The following is a 26025-nucleotide window of genomic DNA, read 5'->3' on the forward strand; positions in this document are numbered from 1 at the left end:
TGCAATGGACGCAATCCCCCGTCCGCGCCGCTCCATCCGGGGAGCGCAGAACGAAAAAAATCCGGCACCTGCTATCGCAAGTACCGGATCTCGGGCAACGCCGGCCTCGCCACAAGGGCAAGGCCGGGGTGCAATGCCGATCAGTAGCGGTAGTGGTCCGGCTTGAACGGGCCTTCCTGCGGCACGCCGATGTAGTCGGCCTGGCGCTTGGAAAGCCTGGTCAGCTTCACGCCGAGCTTGTCGAGGTGCAGCGCCGCAACCTTTTCATCGAGGTGCTTGGGCAGGACGTAGACGCGGTTCTCGTAGTCGTCCGACTTCGCGAAGAGTTCGATCTGCGCCAGCACCTGGTTGGTGAAGCTCGAAGACATCACGAAGCTGGGGTGGCCGGTAGCGCAGCCCAGGTTCACGAGGCGGCCCTTGGCGAGAACGAGGATCTGCTTGCCGTCCGGGAAGGTCACCAGGTCGGTGCCCGGCTTCACTTCGTGCCAGTTGTAGTTATCGAGCGCCGAAATCTGGATTTCGGAGTCGAAGTGGCCGATGTTGCAGACGATGGCCTTGTCCTTCATCGCCTCCATGTGGGCGCCGGTGATGACGCCTTCGTTGCCGGTCGCGGTCACGAAGATGTCGCAGCGCTTGACCGCTTCTTCCATGGTGACGACTTCATAGCCTTCCATGGCGGCCTGCAGGGCGCAGATCGGGTCGATCTCGGTGACCATGACGCGCGCGCCGCCATTGCGCAGCGATGCCGCCGAGCCCTTGCCGACGTCACCGAAGCCGGCAACGCAGGCAACCTTGCCAGCAAGCATGACGTCGGTCGCGCGGCGAATCGCGTCGACCAGCGATTCGCGACAGCCGTAGAGGTTGTCGAACTTCGACTTGGTGACCGAATCGTTCACGTTGATCGCCGGGAACGGCAGTTTGCCGTCCTTCGCGAGGTGGTAGAGACGGTGCACGCCAGTGGTGGTCTCTTCCGAAACGCCCTTGATCGCGTTGACGGTGCGCGACAGGTAGCCCGGCTTCGCCTTGAGGAAGGCGCCCAGCGCGCGGACGAACTCGATTTCCTCGGCGTTCGAGGGTTCGAACAGCGGCTCGCCGGCTTCGACGCGCGCGCCCCACAGTGCGAACATGGTGGCATCGCCGCCGTCATCGAGGATCATGTTGCAGGTGAGGTCCGGATTGCCCTCGCTCGACCAGTCGAAGATGCGGCCGACGTAGTCCCAGTAATCGGAAAGGCTTTCGCCCTTGATGGCGTAGACCGGGATGCCCTGTGCGGCGATCGCGGCGGCAGCGTGGTCCTGGGTCGAGAAAATATTGCAGGTGGCCCAGCGCACTTCGGCACCCAGCGCGACCAGCGTCTCGATCAGCACCGCAGTCTGGATCGTCATGTGCAGCGAGCCGGTGATCCGCGCGCCCTTGAGCGGCTTGCTCTCGCCGAATTCCTCGCGCAGGGCCATGAGGCCCGGCATCTCGGTTTCGGCAATCGCGATCTCGGTGCGCCCATATTCGGCGAGGCCGATATCGGCGATGGCGTAATCGTGTGCGGCGGTCTGGGCGGTGGCCACGGACAGGTACTCCTGAAACGGTTCGGTTAGGTTCTACGGGGTGCCGCGCGCCTGCCGCCGGGGCATGCAGATGCAGCAACCTGAATGCGGCGTACCTACCGTTTCAGTCCGCGAGAAGCAAATATAAAGATATCTTTATATGGCCGCGGGAGTGGAGCCAGTTCCTCCCGCGGCCACAAGGCCGCCGCCTTCGCCCTACCCCCGCCGGACGCGCAGGCGGCCTGAACTTGTCGGCCGAAACCTAGCGCGACGCCAGGGCCAAGACCGGCCCCGGTTGCCGCGAAAGCAACTGCCCGGCTGCCTCGACCAGCGTTTCGCGGCCCTGGACCTTGGCCAGGCTGCGCGTCACATCCTTGAGTTCCGCACAGGATAGCCAAGGATGGCCGCCGCCGTATTCGTTGGCCATCACCACGCTCATGCGATCGAGCGCCCGGTTCGCGTCCTTCACGCCATAGCGCCGCGCAAGGTCGGCCTTGAGGTCGTCGCTGGCCTCGTTCAGCTCGCTCATGTGGCGACGCGTGAAGACGCCGTAGTCTGCGGTGAAGTTGTCGACGGTGGTCCGGCAGCGCAGACCGGTGACCATCAGCATGATGTCCATTCGGCGCAGTTTTTCCGCGCTGCCGTCATTGCCCGCCGCGCTCGCCGGCGTCGGCAGACCGATGCAGATGGCGATGATAAGTCCGACCAGAGAAGCCCATAGCAACCGGCGCTCGCCGCTCGCGAAGCGCTCCGTCTTGCCTGATTGCCTGAATGTGTTCCCGAAAGTGCCCATTGTCCCAGTCCCCCCGCAGGCCGAGTCCTGCATGAGACCGAGGATCACCCCGCGCGTTTACCGGCGATTGAACGGTCGCCGTAAATCGAAATTTACCATTCATGGGCGTTGCCGGAATGCCGCAGCGCCCTATATCTCGCCACGTTGCGATTCACTTGCAGAACAAAGGATGCATTCCATGACCATCGCCGTTGGAGACAAGCTGCCTGACGTCAAGCTGATCAAGGCTGGCGAAAGCGGACCCGAACCGGTCCAGACCGCCGATTACTTCGCCGGCAAGAAGGTTGCGCTGTTCTCGGTCCCGGGTGCCTTCACCCCGACCTGCTCGGCCAAGCACCTGCCCGGCTTCGTTGAAAAGGCCGGCGAACTCAAGGCCAAGGGCGTTGACGAAATCGTCTGCACCGCCGTCAACGACGCCTTCGTGATGGGCGCGTGGGGCAAGGCCTCGGGCTCCGACGACGTCACCATGCTGGCAGACGGCAACGGCGACTTCGCCAAGGCCGTCGATCTGGTAATGGACGGCACGGGCTTCGGCCTTGGCAACCGCGGCCAGCGCTTTTCGATGGTCGTCAATGACGGCGTCGTCGAACAGCTCAATGTCGAGGCCCCCGGCACCTTCGAGGTAAGCTCGGCCGAATACATGCTCGGCAAGCTCTGAACCGTTTAGAGCGATTGACGCGTTTGGGGCGGCCTTCGGCAGACGAAGGCCGCCCTTTTCGTTTCGGCTTCTCACGCATCACGCCGTGATCCGGGCAGGATCATCTATGCGACGATGCCTTGCAAGCCGGGCCGAAGCCGCCTTGCCAGCAGCCGGACGCGCAACTAGCTACCCGGCAACAGGCAATGGAGGAGAGATCATGGCACGCTCGGTAATCGTCACTGGCGGCTTCGGTATTCTGGGCCAGGCGGTCGCCCAGGCCTTCGTCGCAACAGGTGACAAGGTCGCCCGCATCGACTTCGCGCCTTCCGCGGCTCAGCCCATCGACGGCGCGCTGGACATCGGCGGCGTCGACCTGACCGATACCGCGGCCACCAAGGCAGCGCTGGACAAGGTTATCGCGGCAAACGGCGGGATCGACGTCCTCGTCAATGTCGCGGGTGGGTTCGCCTGGGAAACGCTGGAGGGCGGTTCGCTCGACACGTTCGCGAAAATGCACGCGATGAACCTGATGACCAATGCAACGATCACCAAGCTGGCCCTGCCCGCACTCAAGACGTCTTCAGCCGGACGGATCGTCAACATCGGCGCCGGCGGCGCGCTCAAGGCCGGCATGGGCATGGCGTCCTACGCCGCATCCAAATCCGGCGTGCACAAGCTGACCGAGGCCCTTGCCGAGGAACTGGCCGGCACGAGCGTGACAGTGAATGCGGTCCTTCCCTCGATCATCGACACGCCCACCAACCGCGCCGACATGCCCGACGCCGACTTCTCGACCTGGGTTCAGCCCGCAGCCATCGCCGAAGTCATCGAATTCCTGGCATCCGATGCCGGACGGTCGATCACGGGCGCGCTGATCCCCGTTTCACGCGGGGGCTGATCCTGCCTACCGGGAGGAACGCAGCCTTTCTGCAGGCACGTAAACGACGATCCCGTCCCGGTTCCAGATCCTGCGCCAGCCCGGCGCGCGGGACAGCTCGCGCGCCAGCGGCGTATTGTGCGATACCTTGAGCAGGAACGCAGCCACGGACCACTTGCGTTCAATCGCTTCAAGGCCGACCTTCCCGGCTTCAACCTTGCCGTTGAAGTGCCATTCCTCCGGCGTATAGCGATAGTATCGTCCGTCGAACGCGACGCGCCACTGCGGATAGCCGGCATCGATGATCGGCCCGCCATAGGGAAAATCGGCATAGATGACGCCGCGCACATTTTCCCGGCGCAATCGCTCAATGGCCGCCATCGGCAGGCTCTTGTCGAAGCGCGTCGGGAGCAGTTGCGGTCCGAACAGGGCAACCAGTGCCAGAGCCAAGACTGCGGACCAGCGCGGCACACGCATCGCAGCCGGTCGCGGTGATGACACGACACGCGACAGCAAGGGCACAAGCGCGACCGCCCAAAACAGCACGAACCGGATCGTGACGAGCGTCATGACGAAAAGCGCCACGGCCACGGCAAGTTCGCGCAGATCCACGCGTTGGCGACCTCGCAGCACGAACCATAGAGTCAGCGCTGCGGTATAGAGAATCGGCAGGGAATCGAGCCAGTTGGCGGGCCGCCACATGGGCAGCCATTCGGAGACGCCGATATCCAGACTCGCCTGCGCATTGCGGGCCGAAAGCGCGAGGATCGAGCCGCCGTCCGGGGTCGCGAACATGGCGAGGACCGCAAGCGGTATCAGGACGGTCTCTGCAACGGGCGGTCGCTTTCCGTCTTCGAGCCGCCATGTGACCCAGCCTGCGGCGGCGTAGACACCGAGCGCCCCGGCAGCCACACTGACCGAGGGGTGCAGGTTCTGCCAGAGCACCAGCAGCGGCGTCGCAAGCGCCACGGTCAACCACGGGCGCAGTTCAAGGCGCAACAGCGCCAGCAGCAGCCCGAAGCACAGCACCGAGAAACTCTGCGGTCTTATGCTCGCGGTCGCCAGAGCCGCCACCACGGACAGGCACAGTGCCACCAGAACCGCGCCGGGCGCAGCCCCCTTGCAACGGCAAGCCAGTGCGACAGCCCAGAAGCCCCCGGCCCAGCACAAGGCGTCAAACACGCGCAGCGCGTCCCAACCGCCCAGCAGCCGGACCTTGGCCATGACCGCCTGCCCCAGCCAGGCCAGGGCGGGGAGCGAATCGCCAATATGGGAGGCCGCGAAGGGCTCGCGCGCAATCGGGCCATGGCGGGCCAGGATCATCTCGCCCAGCTTGAGCTGCCAGAAGATGTCGACGTCCCAGACCTTGCGGCTCAGGAGCAGGGCGAGGAGGATCGCGGGCGCAAGGACCAGCGCCCATTCGGCAAGCGCAGGCCAAGGCAAGCCCGCCGTTTTGCCAGTGCTTTGCGAATTCCCCTGCAACGGCATCCCCTGCCCCCGACCGACGCGGTCGGATCAATCGCGGACAGGGAAACCGATCGCGGGTCGCGACGCAAGTGGGCAGTGCGCAGGCTCACAAGGAATCCTGGGCAAGATCAGCCTCGTGCGATCAGTAGCCCATCAGGCTCAGCACTTCCTTGCGGCTGCGCTCGTCCTCAAGGAAAGTGCCCATCATCCGGCTGGTAATCATGCCCACGCCCGGCGTGCGCACCCCACGGGCGGACATGCAGGCGTGGTTTGCCTCGATCACGACGGCAACGCCGTGCGGCTGGAGATGATCCCAGATGCACTGCGCAACTTCCGCGGTCAGGCGTTCCTGGATCTGCAGGCGTCGGGCGTAACCGTGCAGCACGCGCGCCAGCTTGGAGATGCCGACCACGTGGTCGCGCGGCAGGTAGGCGATCGCGGCCTTGCCGATGATCGGCGCCATGTGGTGCTCGCAATGCGACTGGAATGGGATGTCCTTGAGCAGCACCACCTCGTCGTAACCGCCGACTTCCTCGAAAATGCGCGAAAGGTGAATGGCCGGATCCTCGGCATACCCGAGGCAGTATTCTTTCCATGCGCGCGCGACGCGCTGGGGCGTGTCGAGAAGTCCTTCGCGCTCCGGATCGTCGCCTGCCCAACGGATGAGGGTGCGAATCGCTTCCTGCACGTCCTGTGGGACGGGAGGCTTGCCGAGGGGATCGTCCTCGTCGGGCCCGATCAGGCTGCTCATCCTTTCAAACTCCTCATCTTCAATTTCTGCATCAATCGAATCCGCATGAGTTGCCCCTTGCGACGGAACAGCCCACGGCGCTCGATCGGCTCGAACATTTCATCCGGACGTTCCGGATCGAGAAAAGCGCTCTCGCCAATCGCTCTTTCAGCATCCGACAAATGTTTCAAGGCCAAGGGCGCCAGATGTTTGCCCAAGGGCGCGAAGGCATCGATCATCGCCGACATGAAGCCATGCCGCTTCAATTCGGCAGCCACGATGTCTTCCTCGATACCGCAGTGCTCGGCCAGCAGCCGGATCCGCAGACGCTCGATCGCCGGTCCGACATGGGCATTGGCCGGCCTGCCGGCATCGATGAAGACGTCGCATTCGCTGTCGAGCCCCATCGAACGGTTGTTCATGTTCGCCGATCCGACACGGATGATCTCATCGTCGACGATCATCAGCTTGGCATGGACGTAGATCGGCGTCCCGTCGGCAGCCAGGGGTGTGTAGATGTGGAACCGGCCGGCATGATCGGCCTGGTTGAGCGTCTCCACCAGTTCGACCCGCGCGGTGTCCATCGCGAACTGTTCGAGCCACCCGTCCGCCGTGCGCGGATTGATCACGACGAACTCGGGCGGATCGTCTTCCATCAACCGTTCGCAGATGACTTCGGCTATCGCCCTCGACGCGAAGTACTGTGTCTCGACATAGACGAAGCGCCTGGCCCGCCGGATCTGCTCGATGAACAGCTCCTCGATCTCGGCGATTTGCGAACACTCACCCCATTTCGCGCGCGTGCGCGCTATGCCGATCTCCACGTTCTCGAACTCAGCGTCGAGGTTGTCCGGCCAGGGCGATTCATCCTGCGGCGCGCAAGGACGTATGGGCTTGCCGCCCGCCGCCTCCCAGCGGTCTCGCCCCAGTTCACCCAGTGCGTGCGCGATCTCCCCTTCCATGATCATCGTCACGTCATGCCAGGGATCGTAAAGTCTTCCTGTCGGCCGGCGCCGACGGATATCCCGGGGCCGATGCTCGGGCGTGTCCCATCGGTCGGAAGTCATGTCTATTCCCCCGCAGACAGCAAGAACATCGTCGATCACCACGATCTTCTGGTGATGGCTGCAGCCGATGGGATGGGCGGAATCGAACTTGAAATCGATGCGCTTGTGCACTGCCCAGCGCAGCAGATCGATCAGCATCGTCCCGCGAAACAGCGAACGGATGAGAGAGAAGTTCCACTTCAGCAGCAGGATCTCGAGGGTATCCGTGCGCCGTACCAGCCACAGAATGAAAGACCCGAGCCGCGCGGGGAAGCGTATCTTGCGGCCGCGCTGCCACCAGCGGCGACCGGATGACAGCAGGATGCGCGAATCGAAATCCCAGCCGATCAGGAAAATGCGCTGGCGTGCATCGACCATGGCTTCGCGGATGACGTCGAAATAATCGGCGGCATCGATAACCAGATGGGCGCGTTTGGCCATGGCGAAACGCCAGACGGAAGGCCCCTCGCCCTCGGCATCTTGTACCGCCTTGCCTCCCTGTTCGTTCATCATCCGCCTTGCTGGATTACCCTGCTCCGACGATCAAGTCCCCAGATGTCCGCTAGTTCCCCCGCCACGGATACAATGCAGCGGCTCCCTGGACCGTCCAAGGCGCAAATTGCGACGAGGGGCGCCGATTCGGCCATCAGGTCCGGCTAGCAGTCTACGGCAGGAAATCGCCGCATCTTCACGAAGCGGGCATCGCGAATCGCCCGCGGATCGTCGAGAATTTCTCTCCGCATGGCGGATTCCGGCTGATTTTTGTCAGAGAATGGCACTTTCTGCGGTTGATCTCATTTCATTCAGCCGCCATTCGTCTTGGCGCGTGTAACTATTGCACCATCGCAGTTCGTTTCGTTGAGCGATCATTTCGCCAGAAACGGACCCCTGGCCCTTCGGGTCGGGTCAGTCGTCCGGCAACTTTCCGGACCCCTTTCGCGCTCCCGCATGACCGGGAGCCGGCATTGGGATCGCATGACGGTCCTGCACGAGAAGGAGTAACACATGAAGAATTCGCTCATCGCCGCCGCGATTGCTGCAGCGAGCCTGGCTCCCGTCGCCGCGGTGGCGCAGGACGCAGCCGCTACTGCCGTCGCCCCGACGGTGGGAGCCAAGGTTTTCGGCCCCGAAGGCAATGAAGTTGGCACCGTTGAAGCCGTCCAGGGCGACGTGATCACGGTTTCGACCGGTACGGCTCGCGCCGGTCTTCCGACCAGCGCCTTTGCGATGCGCGCAAAGGGCCTGACCATCGGCATGACGAAAGCTCAGCTCGAAGCCGCCGTTAACGGCGCTGCCGCCCAGTCGACCGAAGCCAAGGACGCCGCGCTTGTCGTCGACGCTCCGATCAAGAGCAGCGACGGCGTCGTGCTCGGCACTGTCACCAAGGTCGAGGGTGACGACGTAACCCTGACCCTCAGCGATGGCGCCGCTGTCGCCCTCAAGAAGGCCTCGATCGGCCTGACCGCTGACAGCTCGCTTGCCCTCGGCATGACCGCGGCTGACTTTGCCGCCGCCACGCAGTCGGCAGCCGGCACGGCGCAGGCCAGTGCCGATGCCGCTGCCCCGGCAGGCGCGCAGGCCGAGAACGCCTCCACCGAAAGCGAGTAATCGCTCCGGGCTTGCGGCAGGCACGAATTAGCCTGCCTCGGCACATGCAGCAGGGCCGGGACGACGATGGCGCTCCCGGCCCTGTTCTTATGTCCGCCCCATTTCGTGCAGGGACAAGATTTCCGGGGAAAATCCTTGCGGTCGACCTGTGTGTTAGCCCAATAGGGTCCGCGAATCCCGCCGTGTAGTACCCACGCGGCATTTTCCAGATCCAACACAGTGAGCTGCGGCGCCTTGTCTCCTCAGGAGCATTTCAAACACTTCGCAAAAGCCGTTCCCGGCTTTGACACCTCCTTCGACCTTGCCCGCCGCCGAGCGGCCACTGCCATCGGTGCCATTTCCCTGGGCCTTCTGGCAATCGTCTTCGCCTGGAGCGGCGACAAAGCGCAGCAGATCTTCCTCTCGATCACGCGCAGCTACCCCTATCTGCCGCTGATCCTGACCCCCAGCGTCTTTGCCGGCGTCGTCTGGATCACCAACACCTGGGCGCCTGCCGCCAAGGGTTCGGGCATCCCGCAGGTCATTGCCGCCGGCAAGGATCTCGATCTCGCCTACTCCAAGCTGCTTTCGCTGCCGACCGCGATGGCCAAACTGGTCCTGACAGTCGTCATGCTGCTGGTCGGCGGATCGGTCGGTCGCGAAGGACCGACGGTGCAGGTCAGCGCCGCAATCATGATCACCTGCCACAAGATCCTGCGCGTACCGATGACCGCTGGAGTCCTGATTGCCGGGGGCGCCGCAGGCGTCGCCGCCGCGTTCAACACGCCGCTGGCCGGGGTCGCGTTCGCGATCGAGGAACTCGCCTCGGCCTTCGAGCAGCGCGTTGCCGTGCTGGTGATGGCCGCAGTCGTCGCCTCGGGCCTTGTCAGCCTCGGGATCGCCGGGGACTACATCTACTTCGGCGTCATGCGCGAGACGCTGCCGGTCAGTTCGGTCATCCTCGCCGCGCCGGTCGCAGGCATTCTCGGCGGTGCGCTCGGCGGCCTGTTCTCCCGCTGCCTGCTCGCGTTTGCCCGCAGCGGCCATGCCTGGTTCGTCGCAGTGCGCAAGCGCCCGGTGCTTGCAGCATTCGTCTGCGGACTGATCGTTGCGATCGCCGGCTGGCTCACCGGCGGGTCAACCTGGGGCACCGGTTACGAGACCACCAAGCAGCTCGTCGAAGGCCAGGGCGATTCCTCGATCTGGTTCGGCCCCGCCAAGTTTCTCGTCACCACCGCGACGGCCGTTTCGGGTGCACCGGGGGGCATCTTCGCCCCTTCACTTTCCGTCGGCGCAGGCTTCGGCCAGTTGCTCTCGTTCCTGTTCCCGGACGACCCGATGGCGGCCATCGTGCTGCTTGGCATGACCGGCTACTTTGTAGGCGTCGTGCGCGCGCCGCTGACCGCGGTCATCATTCTCATGGAAACGACGGCCAGCCGCGGCATGATCCTGCCCCTGTTCATGACAGCGATCATCGCCGACGCAGTCAGTAAGCTGGTGTGCCGGGAGAAGCTTTACCACGGCCTGTCGAAGGGCTTCGTGGTCCAGCGCAGCGACCAGGGCGATTCCACAGCCAAGCAGGCCTGACAGGGCCGCTCAGGACAATTATCGAACAAAGATACGCACAATGCGCTGCCGTTGCCCCTTCTAACCATCGATCCGTCCTCACCCCGCAGGTGCGGCCTGTCATTTCGAAAGCACGGAAACCGACCGTAGGAGGCAAAATTACGCGCCCGCATCCGGTTTGGAAGCCACCACCTAAAATGCACGGCAAGGCATTACGGGTTTTGGATTAGGTCGGCGTCTTAGCGGTATGCGGATTGCCATTCCTATCCATAGCTTCGAACCCGGAGGGGTTGAGCGCGTCGCGCTGCGTCTTGCTGAATATTGGCAAGATTCTGGCCATGATCCTGTCATCGTCCTTGGCCGAAGCCGCGGAGCCTGTATCGGCCCCGCCCCTGACCTTGACTATCGTTTCACGAGAGAACCCTTTCCGACCGACCGATGGGAGACCATCTGGATGATCTGGTCGTTCTTTCGGTTCCTTCGGAAGGAACAGGTCGACGCCATCTTCTGTCCGGGCAATACCTACACCGTCGTATGCGTTGCCGTGAAGCTTCTCCTCGGGGACCGATGTCCTCCCGTTCTGGTCAAGATCAGCAACGATCTGAAGCGCAGTGACCTGCCGACATTCGTTCGACCGTTTTATCGATGGTGGCTTAGAGCACAAGGAGCCGTCCTGGAGCGCTTCGTTGCCATTGCACACCCAATGCGGGCCGAAATAGAACGCGAACTGGCTCTCCCGAAACACAGCGTCAGCGTCATTCCGGACCCGGCGCTTTCCGAAACCGAACTGCATGAGCTTTTCGGTTCGGGATTGGCCAGGCATTCGCAGGTCGGTTGCCGCTTCCTTACGATCGGCCGGCTTGCTTCGCAGAAAAACCAGATACTGCTTCTGGAGGCCTTTGCGCGCCACGCCTGGCCCGACGACACGCTCGTCATTGCTGGCGATGGCCCCGAACGCGACAGACTGGTCGAACGTGCAAGTGCGTTGGGACTGCAGTCGCGAGTCCGGTTTGTCGGTCACGTGGACAACGTTCTTTCCCTTTATGCAAAAGCGGACGTCTTCGTGCTCTCGTCCCATTATGAAGGAGCACCCGCAGTTATTCTGGAGGCCTTGGCCGCGGGCCTGCCGATCGCTGCAACGAACTGCTGCGTCAGCATGGAGTGGCTGACCGGATATGGCCAGTTTGGCGTGGTGGTTCCCCCCGGCGATCCCGATGCTTTGGGCCTTGCGATGAACGCGGCCAGGCATCTGCGACCGGATCAGCCGGCCATGCAGCGCCTTGCCGCAAGCTTCACATTGGAAAGCTCCGGGCAGCTCTATCTGTCAGCCTTCGCGGCCCTGGTCGGCAATGCCAATCGTCGGCATCGGGAGAATTCGCCCAATAGTGTGCGGGTTTAAAATGAGGGCGGAGTCTAGCGGGCCTCAATAACGATCAAGGCCAAGGAATGCCCGATCAAACCCTAGCGCTTGCGCCGAGTGGAACGTTCACGTTCGAACCACAGGATCGTAAGACGAGACCGGCTTCTGGCAGCGTTTTCGGGACGCTCCTCTCGCTGGTCGTCGCCGGCGCAGCAATCTACCAAGTGAGCGACCTCGATTTTGCGAAGATCCTTGCGCTTGTGCCAACTTCGCCGACCTTCTGGGGCCTGTTTGTCATCAGCTATCTGATCGGACCGGCAAGCGACTGGTTCATTTTTCACCGTCTTTGGGCGATTGGAGCCGGCGCCTTCGGCGCATTGATCCGCAAGCTCATCTACAACGAACTGCTGGTCGGCTACATCGGCGAGGTCTATTTCTACGGTTGGGCCCGCAAGAATCTGAAATTCGTGACCACTCCGTTCGGAGCCGTCAAGGACGTGGCCGTGCTTTCGGCTGTTGCAGGCAATGTAACGACTCTCTTCTTCCTGGCTGTGGCGTTCCCTTTCGTGAGGCTGCTGCCACTCCATGACCATCTGACAGCAATTGCTTGTTCGCTCGCGTTCGTCATCGGGATTTCGCTGGCTGTCATGCTGCTGCGCCGTTCCCTTTTCTCGCTCGAGAAAACGGAACTCAAGATGATCTTCGCAGTCCATATCTTGCGAATTCTTGCAACGACCGTGACTTCAGCTGCCTTGTGGCACCTGGTGTTGCCGGATGTTGCCCTTGGCTGGTGGCTCATTCTGGTGACCATCCGCCTTTTGATCTCTCGACTGCCCTTCGTGCCGAACAAGGATGTCGTATTCGCCGGAATAGCCGTGCTCGCACTCGGCGGCGAAGTCGAAATATCGGCACTGATGGCGCTCATGGCGGGACTGATCCTCTCGGCTCATGTGGTTGTCGGCCTCAGCTTCGCGTTGGCAGACCTGCTTTCAAAAGGGAGAAGCAATGAAGCGCCTGCTTTTTAGTCTTGCGGCCAGTCCCCTGCTGGTTGCCGCTACCATCCCATCCACCCCTGACCTTGGAACGGCGGAAGGCAGATGCCGTGCCAATGAGCTCGGGCCCTCGTTTCTGGTCGATGTCACCGGGCTCAAGGACCGCAAAGGCAAACTCAAGCTTGAAGTCTATCCGGCTAATCGCGTGGACTTCCTGGAAGACGACAATATCCTGATTTCGGCGGGCAAGACCTTTCGCAGGGTTGAAGCGTCTGTCCCTGCTTCGGGCGCGGTCCAACTCTGTGTGCGGGTACCCTCGCCAGGACGCTACGCGGTAAGTCTGCTGCACGACCGGGACGGCAACCGAAAGTTCAACTGGCGCGTCGATGGCATCGGATTTGCAGGCAACCCCAAGCTTGGATGGAGCAAACCTGACGCTACCGCAGCAAGCTCGGTAGCCCTCTCGGGCCCGACGCCGGTCGAGATTGTCATGAATTATCGGCGCGGCCTCGGCATGCGCCCCATCCGATAATGGGAAACCGCCGATGAAAATCGTCGATGTCTGCGCTTTCTATTCTCCCAGAGGCGGTGGCGTAAAAACCTATGTCGCCCAGAAGCTGGCGATCGCCGAACGCATGGGGCATGATATTACCATTCTCGCACCTGGCGACGACAATGCGATTGTCGAGTTCAACTCGTGCGCCCGCATCCAGACGATCGCCTCGCCACGCTTCCCGCTTGACCGGAAATACTGGTATTTCAACGATGAACCGGCGCTCCATGCCGCGCTCGACATCTTGGCCCCGGATTTCGTCGAGGCGTCCTCACCGTGGCGCAGCCCGCTCATGGTGGCGAACTGGAGGCCGGAGACGCCCAAGGCGATTGTCATGCACGCCGATCCTCTGTCCGCCTATGCCTATCGGTGGTTGGAACCTCTTGTCACTCGCGAGACGATTGACCGCAAATTCGTGAAATACTGGGCTCACTTGCGCCAGCTGGGACAGCGCTATGCCGCAGTCGTATGCGCCAGCGATGATCTGGCCTCGCGGTTGAAGGCAGGCGGCGTCGGCAATGTCGTAACAGTCCCGATGGGAGTCGAAGCGCACCGCTTTTCGGCGAGCAAACGCAATGAAGATCTGCGCGCAAGCCTGCTTGCCCAATGCGACCTGGCCCCCGACGCGACATTGCTCATCGCGGCCGGCAGACTTGCGCCAGAAAAGCGCTTGCCGATGCTGGTAGAAGCGGTGACGATCGCAGGCAGGCATCGCCCGATCGGTCTCGCAATCTTCGGCGAAGGACGAGAGGATACAAACATCCTGCGGTCGATCTGCCGAAATCCCCATATCCGGTTGTTTCGCCCGGAATGCGACCGGGAAAGATTTGCCTGCATCCTTGCAAGCGCCGATGCTCTCCTGCACGGCTGCGAGGCCGAAACCTTCTGCATGACGGCAGCGGAGGCAAGCGCCAGCGGCATACCAGTGATCGTACCCAATCGTGGTGGCGCGGCTGACTTCGCCAGGGACAGGATGGGGCTGTCCTATCGCGCTGCCGATCGTGCGGACCTCGTTCGTGCCATCCTCGCCTTGCCCGACCGCTTTGCGACGCGCTCGAACGGCGGCACGGTGCAAGCAATGAACGATCATTTCGCCGCCCTGTTTGCAATCTATCGGGAATTGCACTTGAGCGAACTCTCACGCGCCGCTTGAGCGCGGCAATAGGGCGAAGGCTATGCCGGCTTTGATCCTCGGCAGGCAACCGCTTCGCGGCTAACTCGCTGGCGGTTGGTCTGGCCGGAGAATGTCTCCGGTCATGGCTTTGCCGATCCCTGGCCCAGGCGAATTCCCAAGAATGTCCGTCAGCCGGGTGCGTAGCCCATGGCGAATCCCGGCGCAGATCGGTACTGGCCTCATCCCTGCAATGGCTTCACGCGCAGACGGAATCAGGTCCCGAATAATCGCGGACGGTTCGCTTCATCATCATTCCAGCGAAAAGTCGATCACGAAGCCCGCATGGTCAGAAAGAGGCTCTTGCGTGGCGAGCGGGAACGGAACCCAAGCCCGTTCGGGCAGGAGCCCTACCCTTCTTCCACCACGGAAAAGAATCTTGTCCTTGTTTCGGACAACGATCCGCCGCGCCTCATCTTGCGAACCGGACACTACATTTCCCTTGGCAAGAACAGTCCTGAGACCATCGACCTGGGCGCCATGGAGAAGCGGCTGCGCTACCGACGCTACACGTATGGACACATCACCCGTATTGAAATCTCCGCCGAAGATGACCGGGGTGTCGTTCGGAAGCGCTTTAGACAAGAATTCCCGAACTGCGGCGACTTGCCAGGAATAGGCCCGATCGGCCCTTTCGCTCGTCACGTGTGCAGCGCCGCGCGAATTCAGATGGGCGTTGACAATTGCGATTGGCTCCCCGGCGCCGGGTACATCTATCCACGCCACAATAACGCCCTTCGCCGCAAGGCAATCGTAACCCGCGCATGCGCCTTCGGGAAACGCGTAGCGCTCGACTTTGATGATGGGGTAATCGGAAAGAATCGCGAGGCCGCTATCGATCAGGCTCCCGGCCCCTTCTCCCTTGATCCATTGCGCACCCTTGGCAAACGAGCGCCCCAAGGGTTGAGCCTCATGGGAACTCGCAAATTGAGGGCCATTGACCACAAATCGGTAACCGCCGTCCTTGCCGAGCTTATTGGCGATGTCTCCGAAGGCTTCCTGCAACAGAACGATACGTGGCTGCGCATTGCTGGACCTCATCGCAGCAAGACGCTGTCCGATAGCGGAATTGGCTTCCTTACGACCAAAGGCGATTGGCCAGGGCAATCCCTTGATATTATATGACAAGATCGACAGCGGGCCGGCCGGCCCCGGCCAAGTGGCACTGTGATCCAGTTCGATGTCATAGCTGGGCGAGGACATAACCGACGCGCCTAGAAGAGCCGCTGCAGTGAATAGCGCAAGAGTTCTGAACCTGATCATAATGCTTGCGTCCCCAGCAAATCGTGGGCGCAAGACGCCGTTCTCTGGCGATTTCCGCACAGTTTCCTTGCATGTGCGGTTCTGCGCACTCCCCGGCGTCTAGCTGCCTAAGCAGCAGCGGAGATCAGGCATGGACAGCTTCAATGGGATCGGCAGATCTGCAGCAGGGTTCCTGCCGCTCTCCACAACGGGAGGCACCGCGCCGGCGCTGGCGAATACGGGCGCAACGAAGCGAGCCTCGATCAAATCACGCGCAAAGAACTTCTGATGCCCAAAGCCGTTCAAAAACTCGAGTCATCACCTAATACATTGCTCCAGTGGCCGCCCCGCCCTTATGGAGTTCGTATGTTAAGCGGATGCGAAGAGTCGGGCACAGGCGAGGCGGGCCTGCTGCAACTGCTGGGCGAAATGCGAACGGATCTGTTGCGCTTCATGCTGGCGCGCCAATGCAATCCCGCCGAAGTCGAAGATTTGCTTCAGGACCTTTACGTGAAACTGGCGAATATCCGTACCGGCCCCATAAGCAACCCGCGCGCCTATCTTTATCAGATGGCAAACAACCTCCTCCACGACCACCGGCGAGGGCGTCGCCGACAGCAGGAACGGGACGATCACTGGACGCGCAGTCGGATCGGACCCGATCTTGAAAAGGAAAGTGCCCCTTCGCCGGAAGAGAGCGCAATCGCGCGCGATGAACTCGAGCGGGTCAATAGGGCGATTGCTTCGATGCCGCAGCGAACCGCGCAGATTTTGAAGATGTATCGTCTCGACGGGGTTTCGCAAAAGGCTATCGCCAACAATTTGAACCTCAGCTTGAGCGCGGTGGAAAAACACCTCCAGCGCGCTTATCGAAAGCTTCTGCTTCTGAAGGAAGAATTGGATGGATCTCCGCAACTTTCGCTAAGGGAGGCGGACGATGTTGGCTTTTCCTGATCCCGCAATGCTGGAGCAAGCGATAGCTTGGCACCTTCGGCTCAAGGATGCCGATGAGGATACGTGGGTTGAATTCGCCGAGTGGCTGAACGCCGATCCTGCTCATAACGACGCCTATGAAGCCGTTGCAGACCGCGATGCGTATCTGTCGTCCGCACTCGAAAAGGCGACTTTCCCTTCAAGCGATCAACACGAGCCGGCACCGGACGAAGACGCGCACGCTCATGAACCAGGGGATGGCATTGCTCGCCGCAACCACTGGCGCTGGGGTGCAATTGCAGCTTCGATGGCGGTGGCTGGCGTCTTTGCCGTCCAAATGCTGTCCAATCGGGATACCTCCTATGCGATCGCAACTGCTGTAGGAGAGACTCGAACCGTTTCACTCGCGGACGGGAGCGAAATCCTCCTCAATGGCAATACCGAGGTTATTCTCGATAGAAACGACGCCAGACTGGTGGAGATTGCGCGAGGCGAAGCCCGGTTTGCCGTAAAGCACGATGAGACCGACCCTTTCACCGTCGTTGCCGGCGATCAGCGTCTGGTCGATATTGGCACCGTGTTCAATGTGGTCCGCACCGATCGACACCTCCGCGTCGGTGTCGCGGAAGGCGCCGTGCGCTATCAAGGCACGGCCCGGACCGTCGAACTTCGCGCCGGTGACAACCTTGCCGCTGACGGCCGGGGAAAGATCGAAATTTCGCAGAGCCCGGTTGCCTCCATTGGGAGCTGGGCCGATGGCGAACTGGTCTATGATCAAACTCCCTTGGCACAGGTCACCGACGATCTGTACCGATCAACCGGGATTTCGCTCAAGCTTCCTCCTGGCATGGACTCGAGGCGCTTTTCAGGCGTGATCCAGACCAATGGAGACAGGGATGCGGTGCGCGCGAGGCTGGAAGTACTGATCGATGCGAAAATCGTCGCTGACGGGGCACGTTGGTCCGTCGAAGCCCGGTGAGCGGCAAGGGGCTTCTGCTGGGCGCGCCGATCGTGTGCGCAGCGGCAGCTTGCCCCGCGTATGCGGCCGACGAAATCAGCTTTGATGTTCCTTCCGGACCATTGAATGTCGCCCTGCTGTCATATGCCTCTCAGGCACGCATTTCCATTGATACCAGTGACCCGGCATTACGGTCGATCCGGGTTGGCGGTCTGAAAGGGCGCTTTTCCCTTCGCGAAGGGTTACGCCGGCTGCTTAAGGGCACGGGCTACGATTATCTGGTTTCACGCGGAAACGTGGTCAGGGTTCTTCGCCAGACTAACCATCCTTCACAGCGTGTGGCGCCTGATCGAGGAAGGGCCGCGACTTCTCCTTCGTCCCCGCGTCCGGGCGTTCAAGCGCCACCGTCCGCGGAGATCATTGTCACGTCGAGCAAACAGAATGTCGCGCTGGTCGACTACCCTGGTACATTCCATGTCACCTCATTCACAGAAGGGCAAAGCCTTCATGCCGGCGGCAGCGGCAGCGAAGTATTGCTGCGCAAGCTTCCCAACCTGACTTCAACCAACCTGGGTTCGGGGCGAAACAAGATCTTCATCAGGGGCATTGCCGACAGCAGTTTCAATGGGCAATTGCAGTCGACAGTCAGCCAGTATTTCGGTGAAAGCAGACTCACGTACAGCGCTCCCGATCCAGACCTCGCACTGTACGATATAGAGAAGGTCGAAGTGATCGAGGGTCCTCAAGGGACCCTTTATGGAGCGGGTTCCCTGGGCGGTGTCATCCGTGTCGTGCCGCGTCTTCCCATACCGGGCGAGTTCAGCCTCAGCGGAACCGCAGCGATGGGAGCGACCGGCGGTAAGGTCGGCGGGGACAGCGCCGTGGTTACCAACATCCCGATCGGTAGGCACGCTGCACTTCGAATTGTGGGATATCGCATTGTGCGTCCTGGCTACATCGACGACGTCGAACGCAACCTGTCCGATATCAATCGCACGAGCGTCTCGGGACTGAGGGCGAGCATGCGGATGGAGTTCAGGGATGGCCTTAGCATCGACGCCGGTATCGTCACGCAGGATACCGGGAGCCGGGACAGTCAGTACATCGATGGTCCACCCTCGTCGACGCTGACGCGTCGGTCCCTTGTCGCTCAACCCTTCAACAATGACTATCGCCTCGCATTCGGGACATTTCGGGCCGATCTGGGCTTTGCCAAGCTCGTGTCCAACACATCCTACACGTATCACACGATCGACACGGTTTTCGACGCGACATCGCCTGTAGCCAAGATTCCCTCGATATTTGAAGAGAGCATGCTGGTCAGGCTGCTAACGCATGAAACGCGAATCTCGGGGTCATCGGATTGGATTTCGAACTGGGTTTCGGGCTTTTCGATCGCCCGCAACACCAACCGAATAGACCGGTTTCTCGGTCCCCCAGATGCGCCTGCAACCATCGCCAACATTCATTCGGAAACCCTGGACGCCGCCCTGTTTGGCGAGGCAACGCTTCGTGTCTGGCGTAACTTCTCCATCAACGGGGGCGGAAGGTTGTCGCTATTTCGGCGAACCGATGCCTTCAATATCGAATCGAACCAGGCCGTGGTGGAACCGCCCAGTCCCGAGATGCGCTTTCTGCCGACCGCTGCCCTTTCCTGGAAGCCTTGGAAAGGGACGATTGGCTACATCCGCTATCAGGAAGGATTTAGATCCGGCGCCCAGCAACTGACAGGAAGCGGTGATCAGGCCGCAGTCACCCGCTTCCAGCCCGACGAGATCCGGACGTTCGAAATCGGTTCGCGCTTCGGGCAAAATGCCGGTTCGCAGCTGTCGGGCGGATTGTCTTATGCCTACTCAAGGTGGAACAGAGTCCAAGCCGATCTCGTGACGAGCACCGGTTTTCCCTATGTCGCCAATCTCGGCTCGGCGCATGTGCACTATATTTCGGCAGATCTCGTCTGGAAGCCCTCATCGGAACTTGGCCTGGAACTATCCGGTTTTCAAACGATCAGCGTTCTTGATCGACCATCACCCAATTTCGAAGGCGAGGAAGAAGAAGCCCTGCCCAATGTCGCCGATGGCGGCTGGCGGCTCTCCGGTCGTTATGAGCCATGGATCGGGACTACCAAAATCACGCTGGATGGATCGGTCGGTTACGTCGGCACCTCGGTTCTGGGTGTCAGCGCTCCATTCGATATTCCGCAGGGAAATTATCTCGATACGGCCATCGGTGCAAAGGCTGACTTTGGACGCTGGGGCCTTTCACTGGATATTGAAAACCTGTTGGACAGCCGAGCCAATCGCTTCTCCTATGGCAATCCATTTTCCGTAGCGAACGGGGATCAGCGAACGCCTCTGAGGCCAAGGACAATCCGGCTCGGGATCGATGCCAGGTTCTGACGATCTCTTGCGTGGTGCGTCGATTCACTACGTCCGCCCAAGATTCGAACAGAAAATCGACCTGCTCGCCGGACCGCTCGCGGGGACAATTCAAAGTTCCCGCTTTGCCATGTTCGCCGCGCACAATCACTTGCAGCGCCACCCGACTCGATCGGATACCCATTCGTCCGCCGTCTTAAAGACCAGCCCGAAAGCGGGTCCTGGTCCGCGGCTATTGGCATAGGGACGCTGCAGCGCGAGGCGCTCGTATCTTTTCAGTGAAGTGGCGCGCCCGGAACGATTCGAACGTCCGACCCTCAGATTCGTAGTCTGATGCTCTATCCAGCTGAGCTACGGGCGCGCATGATCCAAAATTTCTTCCCTTCCCCTGACAAGGCCAAAAAGCCTGATCGGAAGAAGTGGCGCGCCCGGAACGATTCGAACGTCCGACCCTCAGATTCGTAGTCTGATGCTCTATCCAGCTGAGCTACGGGCGCGTTGGAGTGGCGCCTTTAGAAAGGGATTCGCCTCGGGTCAACGCCTATATCGTCTTTCTTGCAAGGAAACTGCACAGGGCCTCTGCCAGAGGGTAGTCCAGCGGCGGCATCGACAGGCCGTGGATCGCCCCGCAGGCGTGCCATGCGATGGCTTCGGCCTCATGGGGGTGCGGTTCGCCCTGCCAGCGACTGCATGCGTAAAGAAGGATTACAAGCGGCCGGGAGGGCCCCTTCCCGCCGGCAGTCGATCCACTGGCAAAGCCCACCGGCACCAGCGCATCGGGTTCGATTCGCACGGCCAGTTCTTCTTCCAGCTCGCGTACGGCAGCCATTTCAGGGCTTTCGCCGTCCTCAACCTTGCCCCCCGGGAATTCCCATAGCCCTCCGTGCACGGCGGAGAAATTCCGTTGTTGCATGAGGATGCGATCATCCGCAGCGCGCAGGGCGACGGCGACAACCAACATGGGTGTAAAAGATTTTTCCAGATCGAAGCGCCTTTTTAAGAATGAATTAAGCCCAAGATGAGATGTCCCGGATTACTAGGGGAACTGCGGGGTACTCATGATACGCAAAGACATCCTGCCGAAACTATACGCTGACGAGAGCGGTGCCTCTGCCGTCGAATATGCGTTGATACTCGGCCTGGTGGTTCTGGTCGTCATCGTGTCGATCGATTCCGTTGCCACTGTCACCCTCGATATGTGGACCGACATCGCCGACAAGACGGCCACTGCAGTCAGCGGAACCTAGTGGATCAATCGATTTAAGCATTTTTCAACGAATGATCCTTAATTCAGGAAGATGTCCGGATCGCTAATGGGGTTTTGAGCAGGCCGGACCGGGTACACAAGACTGCACTTATCAGGAGACACGACATGAAGTTTCTCGCCAAGCTGCGCCGCAATGAAGAAGGCGCAACCGCAATCGAATACGGTCTGATCGCTGCTCTGATCGCGGTTGCCGCGATCGCCGCCATGCAGGGCATGGGCTCGCAGCTCACCTCGACCTTCGAAAAGACGTCTTCGGCGATGGCCAGCACCTAATTCGGCGCAGACGCACCAAGAATAGGATCGGGGCGGCAGGGAAACCTGCCGCCCCTTTTCTTTTATTCGGACGCGCCGTTTGTCACGCTCATCAGAACCGGCACTTCAGTAAGTGACGACCTTCACTTTCTGCCCCACAGTCAGCGTCGAATTCGACTGCAGGCCATTGAGCACAAGAAAGCGTTCCAGTTGCGCATCGCTGTAAGCCATGCGCTGGGACAGCGACCGCACGGTGTCACCGGACTTTACAGTCACGACATCGAGCAGGCGCGGTTTGACGCTACCCGCCTCGCTGGCGGAGATCCGCTTCAGGCTGCGGAACATCGGATTGAAAACACCGGCGCCGCCGGCCTGCGTGATCGTGACGAAGTGATAGGCCTGCCCGTTACCGAAATCATAGGCGAAGACGACCACGTCGACGTTACTGTTCGACGACTGCACGCGCGCGACTCCATAAGCGGCCGGAATGCCGTTCACGCTCGTACGCTCGATCGAGGATGGGGTGATCTTTGCCTGCCCTGAATCGGTCAGCCCGGAAAACACCGTCTGGATGTAGGCATCGAGGCTTCCACCCAGCTTGCCGCCCGAGAACTGGGCCTTGCCCGACTGGCCACTGATCGACACGGCCCGGGTTCCATTCACCATGTAGAAGCCGTTCGGCGCCTCGAACGCAAACCGCAGCACCGGGTGAGTGAACTTGCTTCCTTCCACGACGCCCTGCTTGGGATCGTCGCCATAGACCAGGCCATCGATCCCGGTGAGGAACTTGTCGCGATTGGTGATGCCCGTCGCGTCGCTTCCCGCCTGGTTCAGCGCACCGCGCACGCGTGAAGCGGGATCGGGGTGGGTCGAGGCCCACTCGGGCACCTGGTTGCTCGTGCCGCGCAGTTGCGCCTCAAGGGCATTCTGCCGTGCGAGGCTCTCCAGCACCGTCGCCATGGCCCGCGGATCGTAGCCCGCGCGCTTGAGATAAGTAATGCCAAGGTTGTCGGCCTCAAGCTCCTGCGAGCGCGAGTACTTGAGTGTCAGCAGTTGTGACCCTTGCGAGAACAGTTTCTGGCCGAACTGGCCGAAGGAACTGTCGCCAAGCAGCACGCCCGAGAGAATCGAGCCCAGCACGCCGATGATCTGGTTGCGCTGCGCCGCCTGCTGGCGTTTTGCGGCATGTCGCGCCGCAACGTGGCCCACTTCATGGCCGAGAACGCCAGCCAGCTCCGCCTCGTTGTTCATCAGCGCCGTCAGCTGGCGGGTGACGTAGACATAGCCACCGGGAATCGCGAAGGCATTGTTGACCGGGCTGTTGAGCAAGGTGACGGTAAAGTCGCCGCGCGCATTGCTGAGCCCCGACTGCACCGCAATCGTCTTGCCGACCGATTCGACGTAGACCGCCTGCGGACCGGAAACCGTCCCTCCGAATTCCTCCAGCAGCTGCGGGTGCGCCTTGGCGCCTTCGGCCTTGTCTGCCTGACTGATCGAAGCCGACGTCGTGGGCGTACCGGTCGACTTCAGGCTGCCGCCGCTGGCAGCCGGAACGCACGCGGCCGATCCCATGGCCACGAAGCCGAGGCTCGTGCCGATCAGAGTTGCGGTCCGTAAGCGTCGCGATGCCATCCTAAAACCCTTCCATTCGTTCACATTTGCTCTGTTTGCGATCTTCCGCACCAGACAACGGTGCTCAGCCCCGCTTGTTCCCTTCAACTGCCGCGCTTGCCGGCAAGCGGGTGGCGGGCATTGACGAGCTCGACGAGGCGGCTGCTCTCGACGTGCGTATAGATTTGCGTGGTGGCGATGTCGGCGTGGCCGAGCAGTGTCTGCAGCACGCGCAGGTCCGCGCCGCCTTCGAGCAGATGCGTCGCAAAGGCGTGGCGCAGGACGTGTGGGGAAACCCGCGTGGGGTCGATGCCTGCCCGCAAGGCGAGCGCGCGCACAAGCTGGAACAGGCGCACCCGCGTGAGATGGCCGCTCGCCCCGCTGGAGGGGAACAGGAACCTGGACTGTCCCCTGCGCACCTCCAGCCAACGCGACAGAGCCTGACGGGCACGACCGCTGACCGGAACCATCCTCTGTTGCCCGCCCTTGCCCGTCACGTGGAGGAACGGCGCATCGCGCGGCACTGCCGCCACCGGCAGCGAGACCAGTTCGCTTGCGCGCAGGCCCGAGCCATAGAGCAGTTCGATCAGCGCAAGCATGCGCAGGGCATCCGAGCGACCGGAAACCGCTTCCTCTTCGGCAAGAACCAGCAACCGCTCGACTTCCTCGTGGGAGAGCAGGCGCGGCAGTGGGCGACGGGTGCGCGGCTTGGGCAACGAGCCTGAGGGATCGTCCTTGCGCAAGCCTTCGTCGACAAGGAAACCGTAGAACTGGCGCAGCGCCGAACACCGCCGCGCAAGGCTCGAGGCCGCAAGGTCGCTCCATGCCTCGCCCAGCGCTGCCAGAGCCGGCCCTTCCGCACTTGCCAGATCGCCGAGTTTTGCCTGTGCGGCGGCAAGGTCACGGCGATAGGCCGCCAGCGTATTGGCCGCCGCCCCACGCTCTACCGCCAGCACAGCGAGAAACCGTTCGGCGAGGTCTTCGCCTGCCATCGTTCCGCTCAGTCCCCGGCCCCGATCATACGATCAGGCGCGGCCAACCGCTTCGGCCGCAATCAGGCGTGCTTCGCCTTCCATGCCGACCTGACGGAGCGCGGAAACGATGTGGTTGAGATAGCGCGGCGTCATGCGCTGCCAGCTCGATCCCTGCATCCCGAACCCCATGAGGAGGACAACACTGGCGGCATCGCCGCGCTCCGCGGCGCTGTCGATCGCAGTCGTCCAGCGGGTCGATCCGGCCAGTTCCAGCGAGAGGTCGTTGGAATAGCGCGAGACGTCGTTCTCTCCCAGACTCCCCAGCCCTGCCAATCCGGCAACCAGGAACGCGGCCTTGCGCTTGTTGGCGCTCTCGTCGTCATCGATGTAGCGATCTAGGTCACCGGTATCGACCGAGCGGCTGCCGGTCCCGGAGACCAGCGCCAGCAGGCCCCAGGCGGGGCTGCCCTTCTCCACCACCGAAGACCAGCGCATGGCATTGGCTTCGAAACCGGCCGAGAGCATCGACGTAATCAACGGGGCGGCATTGTCCGCATAGTCTTCCGAGGCCGGCATGCGGGCCGCCGCGGCTGCGGTCAGGACCTTGCGGGCATAGCCGGAGACTGGATCGGGCGCGGCGTTCCACAGGGCCTGCATCGCCGCAAGCCGGGCATCGGAGCTCTGCAGCGTATAGGCATCGCGCAGGGACTCCGCCGCGTCCTGGAAGTCGCCGGTAATGTCAGTGTCGGCGTAGATCTGCGAATAGAGATCGACCATCGCCGCATTCGACAGGATGCCGGCAGCGGCAGCGCGGTCCGACGCAGCAGCCCGGCGCTGCAGGCTCACCATCGGCGCCAGCGCATCGGTGTAGCCATACTGGACGCTGGCCTTGGTCATCAGCCGGGCCGGCGGCTCCATGCCGGTGCCGATCGTCAGGCCGTAACGCCAGGGCGTCATGCCTTCCACCTTGTCCCATTCGATCGTGACGGCCCGGCGCGCCTTGCCAGCAGCTCCGGCGTACTTCTGCGCCAGCAGCATGTCGATGTTGTCCATCTTGCCGCTTCGGCGATCCCGCTCCAGCTTGGACAGCGACGAACTGCTGTTGCCGCGAAAAGCCTCGCAGATCGCCTTGGCGACATCCCACTGCGGATCGTCGCGCAGCTTGCCCTGCGTCGCCATGATCGGGCAAAGGCCGGTGAAATCGGCCGTGCGCTCGTAGGTGCGCATCGCCAGGTCGCCCAGGCTCGGCGTGTAATTGTCGATATCGATGTCCTGCAGCACGGCGCGCGCGGCATCGATCTCCCCCATGCGCAGCAGCAGCCCGATGCGCAGCGCGGCGAATTGCTGCGGCTCCATGCCCGCAGGCGCCTGCAGGCGCGATACGAGCGCGCGACGCAGCAGGATATGCCCCCAGCGCGAAACGAGCGCGCCGCGGTTCGAAGCCAGTGCCAGCTCGACCAGCTTCGGGTTCTGCCTTGCGAGCGAAGCTGCAGGCAGGCCGCCCTCGCTCTCGGCCAACATGCCCACCTGCTCCATCGAGCGGCGCGCGGCAGGCGGCATGTCGAGCTGGATCTTGCTTCCCAGCAGTTCCTCGAAGTCGTCCGGCGTCATCTTCTCGATTTCCTCGAGAGTGGGAAGACGGGTCAGGGCGAACTCGCCGTCCTGCTGCTGGGCCTGCGCAGCCTGCCCCGTCGCACCGCCGGGAAGCGCCTGCACGACCGGGGACGAAACCGCGCGCGGCGCGGCCGGATTCCCGCTTGAAGCATTGGACGAAGCGGACGGCGCGGCAGTAGCCCGCGGGGTCGGCGTCGGACTGGGCGTGGGTGCTGGGTCCTGGAACATCTTGGGAAGCAGCGATTCGGGCGCATCCTGCGCCACGGCCCAGGCCGATGTCAGCGTCAGGGCCACACCGGCCAGAAGATAGGCGCGCCTCATTTCGGCAACTCCGGAACCGGGATGGGTTGAACGATGTCGCGCACCGGTTCCCGGCCAGCGTCGATCCAGCTCCATGCCAGCAATGCAATGACCAGGATGGCGACGGCTCCCAGAATCGTGCGCCTTCGCATTGTAACCGTCAACTCGCCTTC

Annotated in this window: 25 protein-coding genes and 2 tRNA genes; 14 read left to right on the top strand and 13 right to left on the bottom strand. The window is 62.0% G+C overall.

Annotated elements, in window-relative coordinates:
• Positions 1–140 precede the first annotated feature (140 nt).
• On the bottom strand, positions 141–1562 hold the full coding sequence (gene ahcY, locus B5483_RS05700; protein ID WP_054944116.1) for an adenosylhomocysteinase: 1422 nt from the start codon (positions 1560–1562) through the stop codon (positions 141–143).
• A 241-nt stretch (positions 1563–1803) separates the two neighbouring features.
• Positions 1804–2334: an S-adenosyl-L-homocysteine hydrolase gene (locus tag B5483_RS05705; protein WP_079729708.1), complete on the bottom strand. Its 531-nt coding sequence runs from the start codon at positions 2332–2334 to the stop codon at positions 1804–1806.
• A gap of 178 nt (positions 2335–2512) precedes the next feature.
• On the opposite strand from B5483_RS05705, the gene B5483_RS05710 reads away from it, so the two are divergent.
• Together B5483_RS05710 and B5483_RS05715 are read left to right on the top strand one after the other, a co-directional pair.
• On the top strand, positions 2513–2992 hold the full coding sequence (locus B5483_RS05710) for a peroxiredoxin (RefSeq protein WP_054944192.1): 480 nt from the start codon (positions 2513–2515) through the stop codon (positions 2990–2992).
• A 199-nt stretch (positions 2993–3191) separates the two neighbouring features.
• Positions 3192–3872: an SDR family NAD(P)-dependent oxidoreductase gene (locus tag B5483_RS05715; RefSeq protein WP_079729709.1), complete on the top strand. Its 681-nt coding sequence runs from the start codon at positions 3192–3194 to the stop codon at positions 3870–3872.
• 6 nt (positions 3873–3878) lie between these two features.
• Here B5483_RS05715 and B5483_RS05720 read toward each other — a convergent pair whose 3' ends face one another.
• The 3 genes from B5483_RS05720 to B5483_RS05730 all read right to left on the bottom strand — a co-directional run bounded on the left by B5483_RS05720 (position 3879) and on the right by B5483_RS05730 (position 7604).
• On the bottom strand, positions 3879–5294 hold the full coding sequence (locus B5483_RS05720; RefSeq protein ID WP_245828828.1) for a hypothetical protein: 1416 nt from the start codon (positions 5292–5294) through the stop codon (positions 3879–3881).
• 166 nt (positions 5295–5460) lie between these two features.
• Positions 5461–6069 carry a GTP cyclohydrolase I FolE gene (gene folE, locus B5483_RS05725; protein ID WP_054944113.1) on the bottom strand — a complete coding sequence of 203 codons (609 nt, stop codon included), beginning with the start codon at positions 6067–6069 and terminating at the stop codon, positions 5461–5463.
• Complete coding sequence (locus tag B5483_RS05730; protein ID WP_054944190.1) at positions 6066–7604, bottom strand: phospholipase D-like domain-containing protein; 1539 nt, start codon at positions 7602–7604, stop codon at positions 6066–6068. The genes folE and B5483_RS05730 overlap by 4 nt, the downstream gene beginning before the upstream one ends.
• 495 nt (positions 7605–8099) lie before the next feature.
• On the opposite strand from B5483_RS05730, the gene B5483_RS05735 reads away from it, so the two are divergent.
• From B5483_RS05735 to B5483_RS05760, 6 genes are all read left to right on the top strand, one after another.
• A complete protein-coding gene (locus B5483_RS05735) occupies positions 8100–8702 on the top strand; it encodes a hypothetical protein (protein WP_007014878.1) in 603 nt (200 codons plus the stop codon).
• 219 nt (positions 8703–8921) lie between these two features.
• The gene (locus B5483_RS05740; protein WP_054944112.1) at positions 8922–10268 is read left to right on the top strand and encodes a chloride channel protein; all 1347 of its coding nucleotides are present in this window, start codon (positions 8922–8924) and stop codon (positions 10266–10268) included.
• A gap of 226 nt (positions 10269–10494) precedes the next feature.
• Entirely contained in the window at positions 10495–11646 is a 1152-nt protein-coding gene (locus B5483_RS05745) for a glycosyltransferase (protein ID WP_079729711.1), read from the top strand.
• Between the two features lie 47 nt (positions 11647–11693).
• The gene (locus B5483_RS05750; protein ID WP_054944110.1) at positions 11694–12632 is read left to right on the top strand and encodes a hypothetical protein; all 939 of its coding nucleotides are present in this window, start codon (positions 11694–11696) and stop codon (positions 12630–12632) included.
• Entirely contained in the window at positions 12613–13131 is a 519-nt protein-coding gene (locus B5483_RS05755) for a DUF2141 domain-containing protein (RefSeq protein ID WP_054944109.1), read from the top strand. The genes B5483_RS05750 and B5483_RS05755 overlap by 20 nt, the downstream gene beginning before the upstream one ends.
• Before the next feature lie 13 nt (positions 13132–13144).
• Complete coding sequence (locus B5483_RS05760; RefSeq protein ID WP_079729712.1) at positions 13145–14305, top strand: glycosyltransferase; 1161 nt, start codon at positions 13145–13147, stop codon at positions 14303–14305.
• Positions 14306–14575: 270 nt separating this feature from the next.
• Here B5483_RS05760 and B5483_RS05765 read toward each other — a convergent pair whose 3' ends face one another.
• Positions 14576–15526 carry an endonuclease/exonuclease/phosphatase family protein gene (locus B5483_RS05765; RefSeq protein ID WP_139383912.1) on the bottom strand — a complete coding sequence of 317 codons (951 nt, stop codon included), beginning with the start codon at positions 15524–15526 and terminating at the stop codon, positions 14576–14578.
• Between the two features lie 190 nt (positions 15527–15716).
• On the opposite strand from B5483_RS05765, the gene B5483_RS23120 reads away from it, so the two are divergent.
• From B5483_RS23120 to B5483_RS05780, 4 genes are read left to right on the top strand one after another with little or no spacing between them, the layout of a single operon-like run.
• Positions 15717–15854 carry a hypothetical protein gene (locus B5483_RS23120; protein WP_176167954.1) on the top strand — a complete coding sequence of 46 codons (138 nt, stop codon included), beginning with the start codon at positions 15717–15719 and terminating at the stop codon, positions 15852–15854.
• The gene (locus tag B5483_RS05770; RefSeq protein ID WP_079729714.1) at positions 15854–16519 is read left to right on the top strand and encodes an RNA polymerase sigma factor; all 666 of its coding nucleotides are present in this window, start codon (positions 15854–15856) and stop codon (positions 16517–16519) included. Before B5483_RS23120 ends, B5483_RS05770 begins: the two co-directional genes overlap by 1 nt.
• A complete protein-coding gene (locus tag B5483_RS05775; RefSeq protein ID WP_079729715.1) occupies positions 16503–17477 on the top strand; it encodes a FecR family protein in 975 nt (324 codons plus the stop codon). The genes B5483_RS05770 and B5483_RS05775 overlap by 17 nt, the downstream gene beginning before the upstream one ends.
• On the top strand, positions 17474–19855 hold the full coding sequence (locus B5483_RS05780; RefSeq protein WP_176167955.1) for a TonB-dependent receptor: 2382 nt from the start codon (positions 17474–17476) through the stop codon (positions 19853–19855). The genes B5483_RS05775 and B5483_RS05780 overlap by 4 nt, the downstream gene beginning before the upstream one ends.
• Positions 19856–20118: 263 nt before the next feature.
• Here the strand turns inward: B5483_RS05780 and B5483_RS05785 are convergent.
• From B5483_RS05785 to B5483_RS05795, 3 genes are all read right to left on the bottom strand, one after another.
• Positions 20119–20195 (bottom strand) — tRNA-Arg (locus B5483_RS05785).
• 59 nt (positions 20196–20254) lie between these two features.
• A tRNA-Arg gene (locus B5483_RS05790) sits at positions 20255–20331 on the bottom strand.
• A 44-nt stretch (positions 20332–20375) separates the two neighbouring features.
• Positions 20376–20795, bottom strand: coding sequence for a (deoxy)nucleoside triphosphate pyrophosphohydrolase (locus tag B5483_RS05795; protein WP_054944333.1), 420 nt, complete (start codon positions 20793–20795; stop codon positions 20376–20378).
• Between the two features lie 97 nt (positions 20796–20892).
• Between B5483_RS05795 and B5483_RS05800 the strand changes: the two genes are divergently transcribed.
• Together B5483_RS05800 and B5483_RS05805 are read left to right on the top strand one after the other, a co-directional pair.
• Positions 20893–21081: a Flp family type IVb pilin gene (locus B5483_RS05800; RefSeq protein ID WP_231634377.1), complete on the top strand. Its 189-nt coding sequence runs from the start codon at positions 20893–20895 to the stop codon at positions 21079–21081.
• A gap of 125 nt (positions 21082–21206) precedes the next feature.
• Positions 21207–21374 carry a Flp family type IVb pilin gene (locus tag B5483_RS05805; protein ID WP_054944334.1) on the top strand — a complete coding sequence of 56 codons (168 nt, stop codon included), beginning with the start codon at positions 21207–21209 and terminating at the stop codon, positions 21372–21374.
• A gap of 105 nt (positions 21375–21479) precedes the next feature.
• Here B5483_RS05805 and B5483_RS05810 read toward each other — a convergent pair whose 3' ends face one another.
• The 4 genes from B5483_RS05810 to B5483_RS23640 form a co-directional block, all read right to left on the bottom strand.
• Positions 21480–22985: a M48 family metalloprotease gene (locus B5483_RS05810; protein WP_079729717.1), complete on the bottom strand. Its 1506-nt coding sequence runs from the start codon at positions 22983–22985 to the stop codon at positions 21480–21482.
• An 83-nt stretch (positions 22986–23068) separates the two neighbouring features.
• Positions 23069–23956: a tyrosine recombinase gene (locus tag B5483_RS05815; RefSeq protein WP_139383913.1), complete on the bottom strand. Its 888-nt coding sequence runs from the start codon at positions 23954–23956 to the stop codon at positions 23069–23071.
• A 33-nt stretch (positions 23957–23989) separates the two neighbouring features.
• A complete protein-coding gene (locus B5483_RS05820; protein WP_079729718.1) occupies positions 23990–25873 on the bottom strand; it encodes a hypothetical protein in 1884 nt (627 codons plus the stop codon).
• Positions 25870–26004 carry a hypothetical protein gene (locus B5483_RS23640; protein WP_281251224.1) on the bottom strand — a complete coding sequence of 45 codons (135 nt, stop codon included), beginning with the start codon at positions 26002–26004 and terminating at the stop codon, positions 25870–25872. Before B5483_RS23640 ends, B5483_RS05820 begins: the two co-directional genes overlap by 4 nt.
• Between the last annotated feature and the right edge of the window lie 21 nt (positions 26005–26025).

Source organism: Novosphingobium mathurense, from assembly GCF_900168325.1.
Classification (GTDB): Bacteria; Pseudomonadota; Alphaproteobacteria; order Sphingomonadales; family Sphingomonadaceae; genus Novosphingobium; species Novosphingobium mathurense.

Bases quoted from the DNA above. Each gene is read 5' to 3' on its own strand.
- B5483_RS05775 (WP_079729715.1), top strand. From the start codon at position 16,503: ATGTTGGCTTTTCCTGATCCCGCAATGCTGGAGCAAGCGATAGCTTGG.
- B5483_RS05820 (WP_079729718.1), bottom strand. From the start codon at position 25,873: ATGAGGCGCGCCTATCTTCTGGCCGGTGTGGCCCTGACGCTGACATCG.
- B5483_RS05805 (WP_054944334.1), top strand. From the start codon at position 21,207: ATGAAGTTTCTCGCCAAGCTGCGCCGCAATGAAGAAGGCGCAACCGCA.
- B5483_RS23120 (WP_176167954.1), top strand. From the start codon at position 15,717: ATGGACAGCTTCAATGGGATCGGCAGATCTGCAGCAGGGTTCCTGCCG.
- B5483_RS05800 (WP_231634377.1), top strand. From the start codon at position 20,893: ATGATACGCAAAGACATCCTGCCGAAACTATACGCTGACGAGAGCGGT.
- B5483_RS05770 (WP_079729714.1), top strand. From the start codon at position 15,854: ATGCCCAAAGCCGTTCAAAAACTCGAGTCATCACCTAATACATTGCTC.
- B5483_RS05755 (WP_054944109.1), top strand. From the start codon at position 12,613: ATGAAGCGCCTGCTTTTTAGTCTTGCGGCCAGTCCCCTGCTGGTTGCC.
- B5483_RS23640 (WP_281251224.1), bottom strand. From the start codon at position 26,004: ATGCGAAGGCGCACGATTCTGGGAGCCGTCGCCATCCTGGTCATTGCA.
- B5483_RS05760 (WP_079729712.1), top strand. From the start codon at position 13,145: ATGAAAATCGTCGATGTCTGCGCTTTCTATTCTCCCAGAGGCGGTGGC.
- B5483_RS05715 (WP_079729709.1), top strand. From the start codon at position 3,192: ATGGCACGCTCGGTAATCGTCACTGGCGGCTTCGGTATTCTGGGCCAG.
- B5483_RS05705 (WP_079729708.1), bottom strand. From the start codon at position 2,334: ATGGGCACTTTCGGGAACACATTCAGGCAATCAGGCAAGACGGAGCGC.
- B5483_RS05745 (WP_079729711.1), top strand. From the start codon at position 10,495: ATGCGGATTGCCATTCCTATCCATAGCTTCGAACCCGGAGGGGTTGAG.
- B5483_RS05710 (WP_054944192.1), top strand. From the start codon at position 2,513: ATGACCATCGCCGTTGGAGACAAGCTGCCTGACGTCAAGCTGATCAAG.
- folE (WP_054944113.1), bottom strand. From the start codon at position 6,069: ATGAGCAGCCTGATCGGGCCCGACGAGGACGATCCCCTCGGCAAGCCT.
- B5483_RS05815 (WP_139383913.1), bottom strand. From the start codon at position 23,956: ATGGCAGGCGAAGACCTCGCCGAACGGTTTCTCGCTGTGCTGGCGGTA.
- B5483_RS05735 (WP_007014878.1), top strand. From the start codon at position 8,100: ATGAAGAATTCGCTCATCGCCGCCGCGATTGCTGCAGCGAGCCTGGCT.
- B5483_RS05810 (WP_079729717.1), bottom strand. From the start codon at position 22,985: ATGGCATCGCGACGCTTACGGACCGCAACTCTGATCGGCACGAGCCTC.
- B5483_RS05750 (WP_054944110.1), top strand. From the start codon at position 11,694: ATGCCCGATCAAACCCTAGCGCTTGCGCCGAGTGGAACGTTCACGTTC.
- B5483_RS05730 (WP_054944190.1), bottom strand. From the start codon at position 7,604: ATGAACGAACAGGGAGGCAAGGCGGTACAAGATGCCGAGGGCGAGGGG.
- B5483_RS05765 (WP_139383912.1), bottom strand. From the start codon at position 15,526: ATGTCCTCGCCCAGCTATGACATCGAACTGGATCACAGTGCCACTTGG.
- B5483_RS05795 (WP_054944333.1), bottom strand. From the start codon at position 20,795: ATGTTGGTTGTCGCCGTCGCCCTGCGCGCTGCGGATGATCGCATCCTC.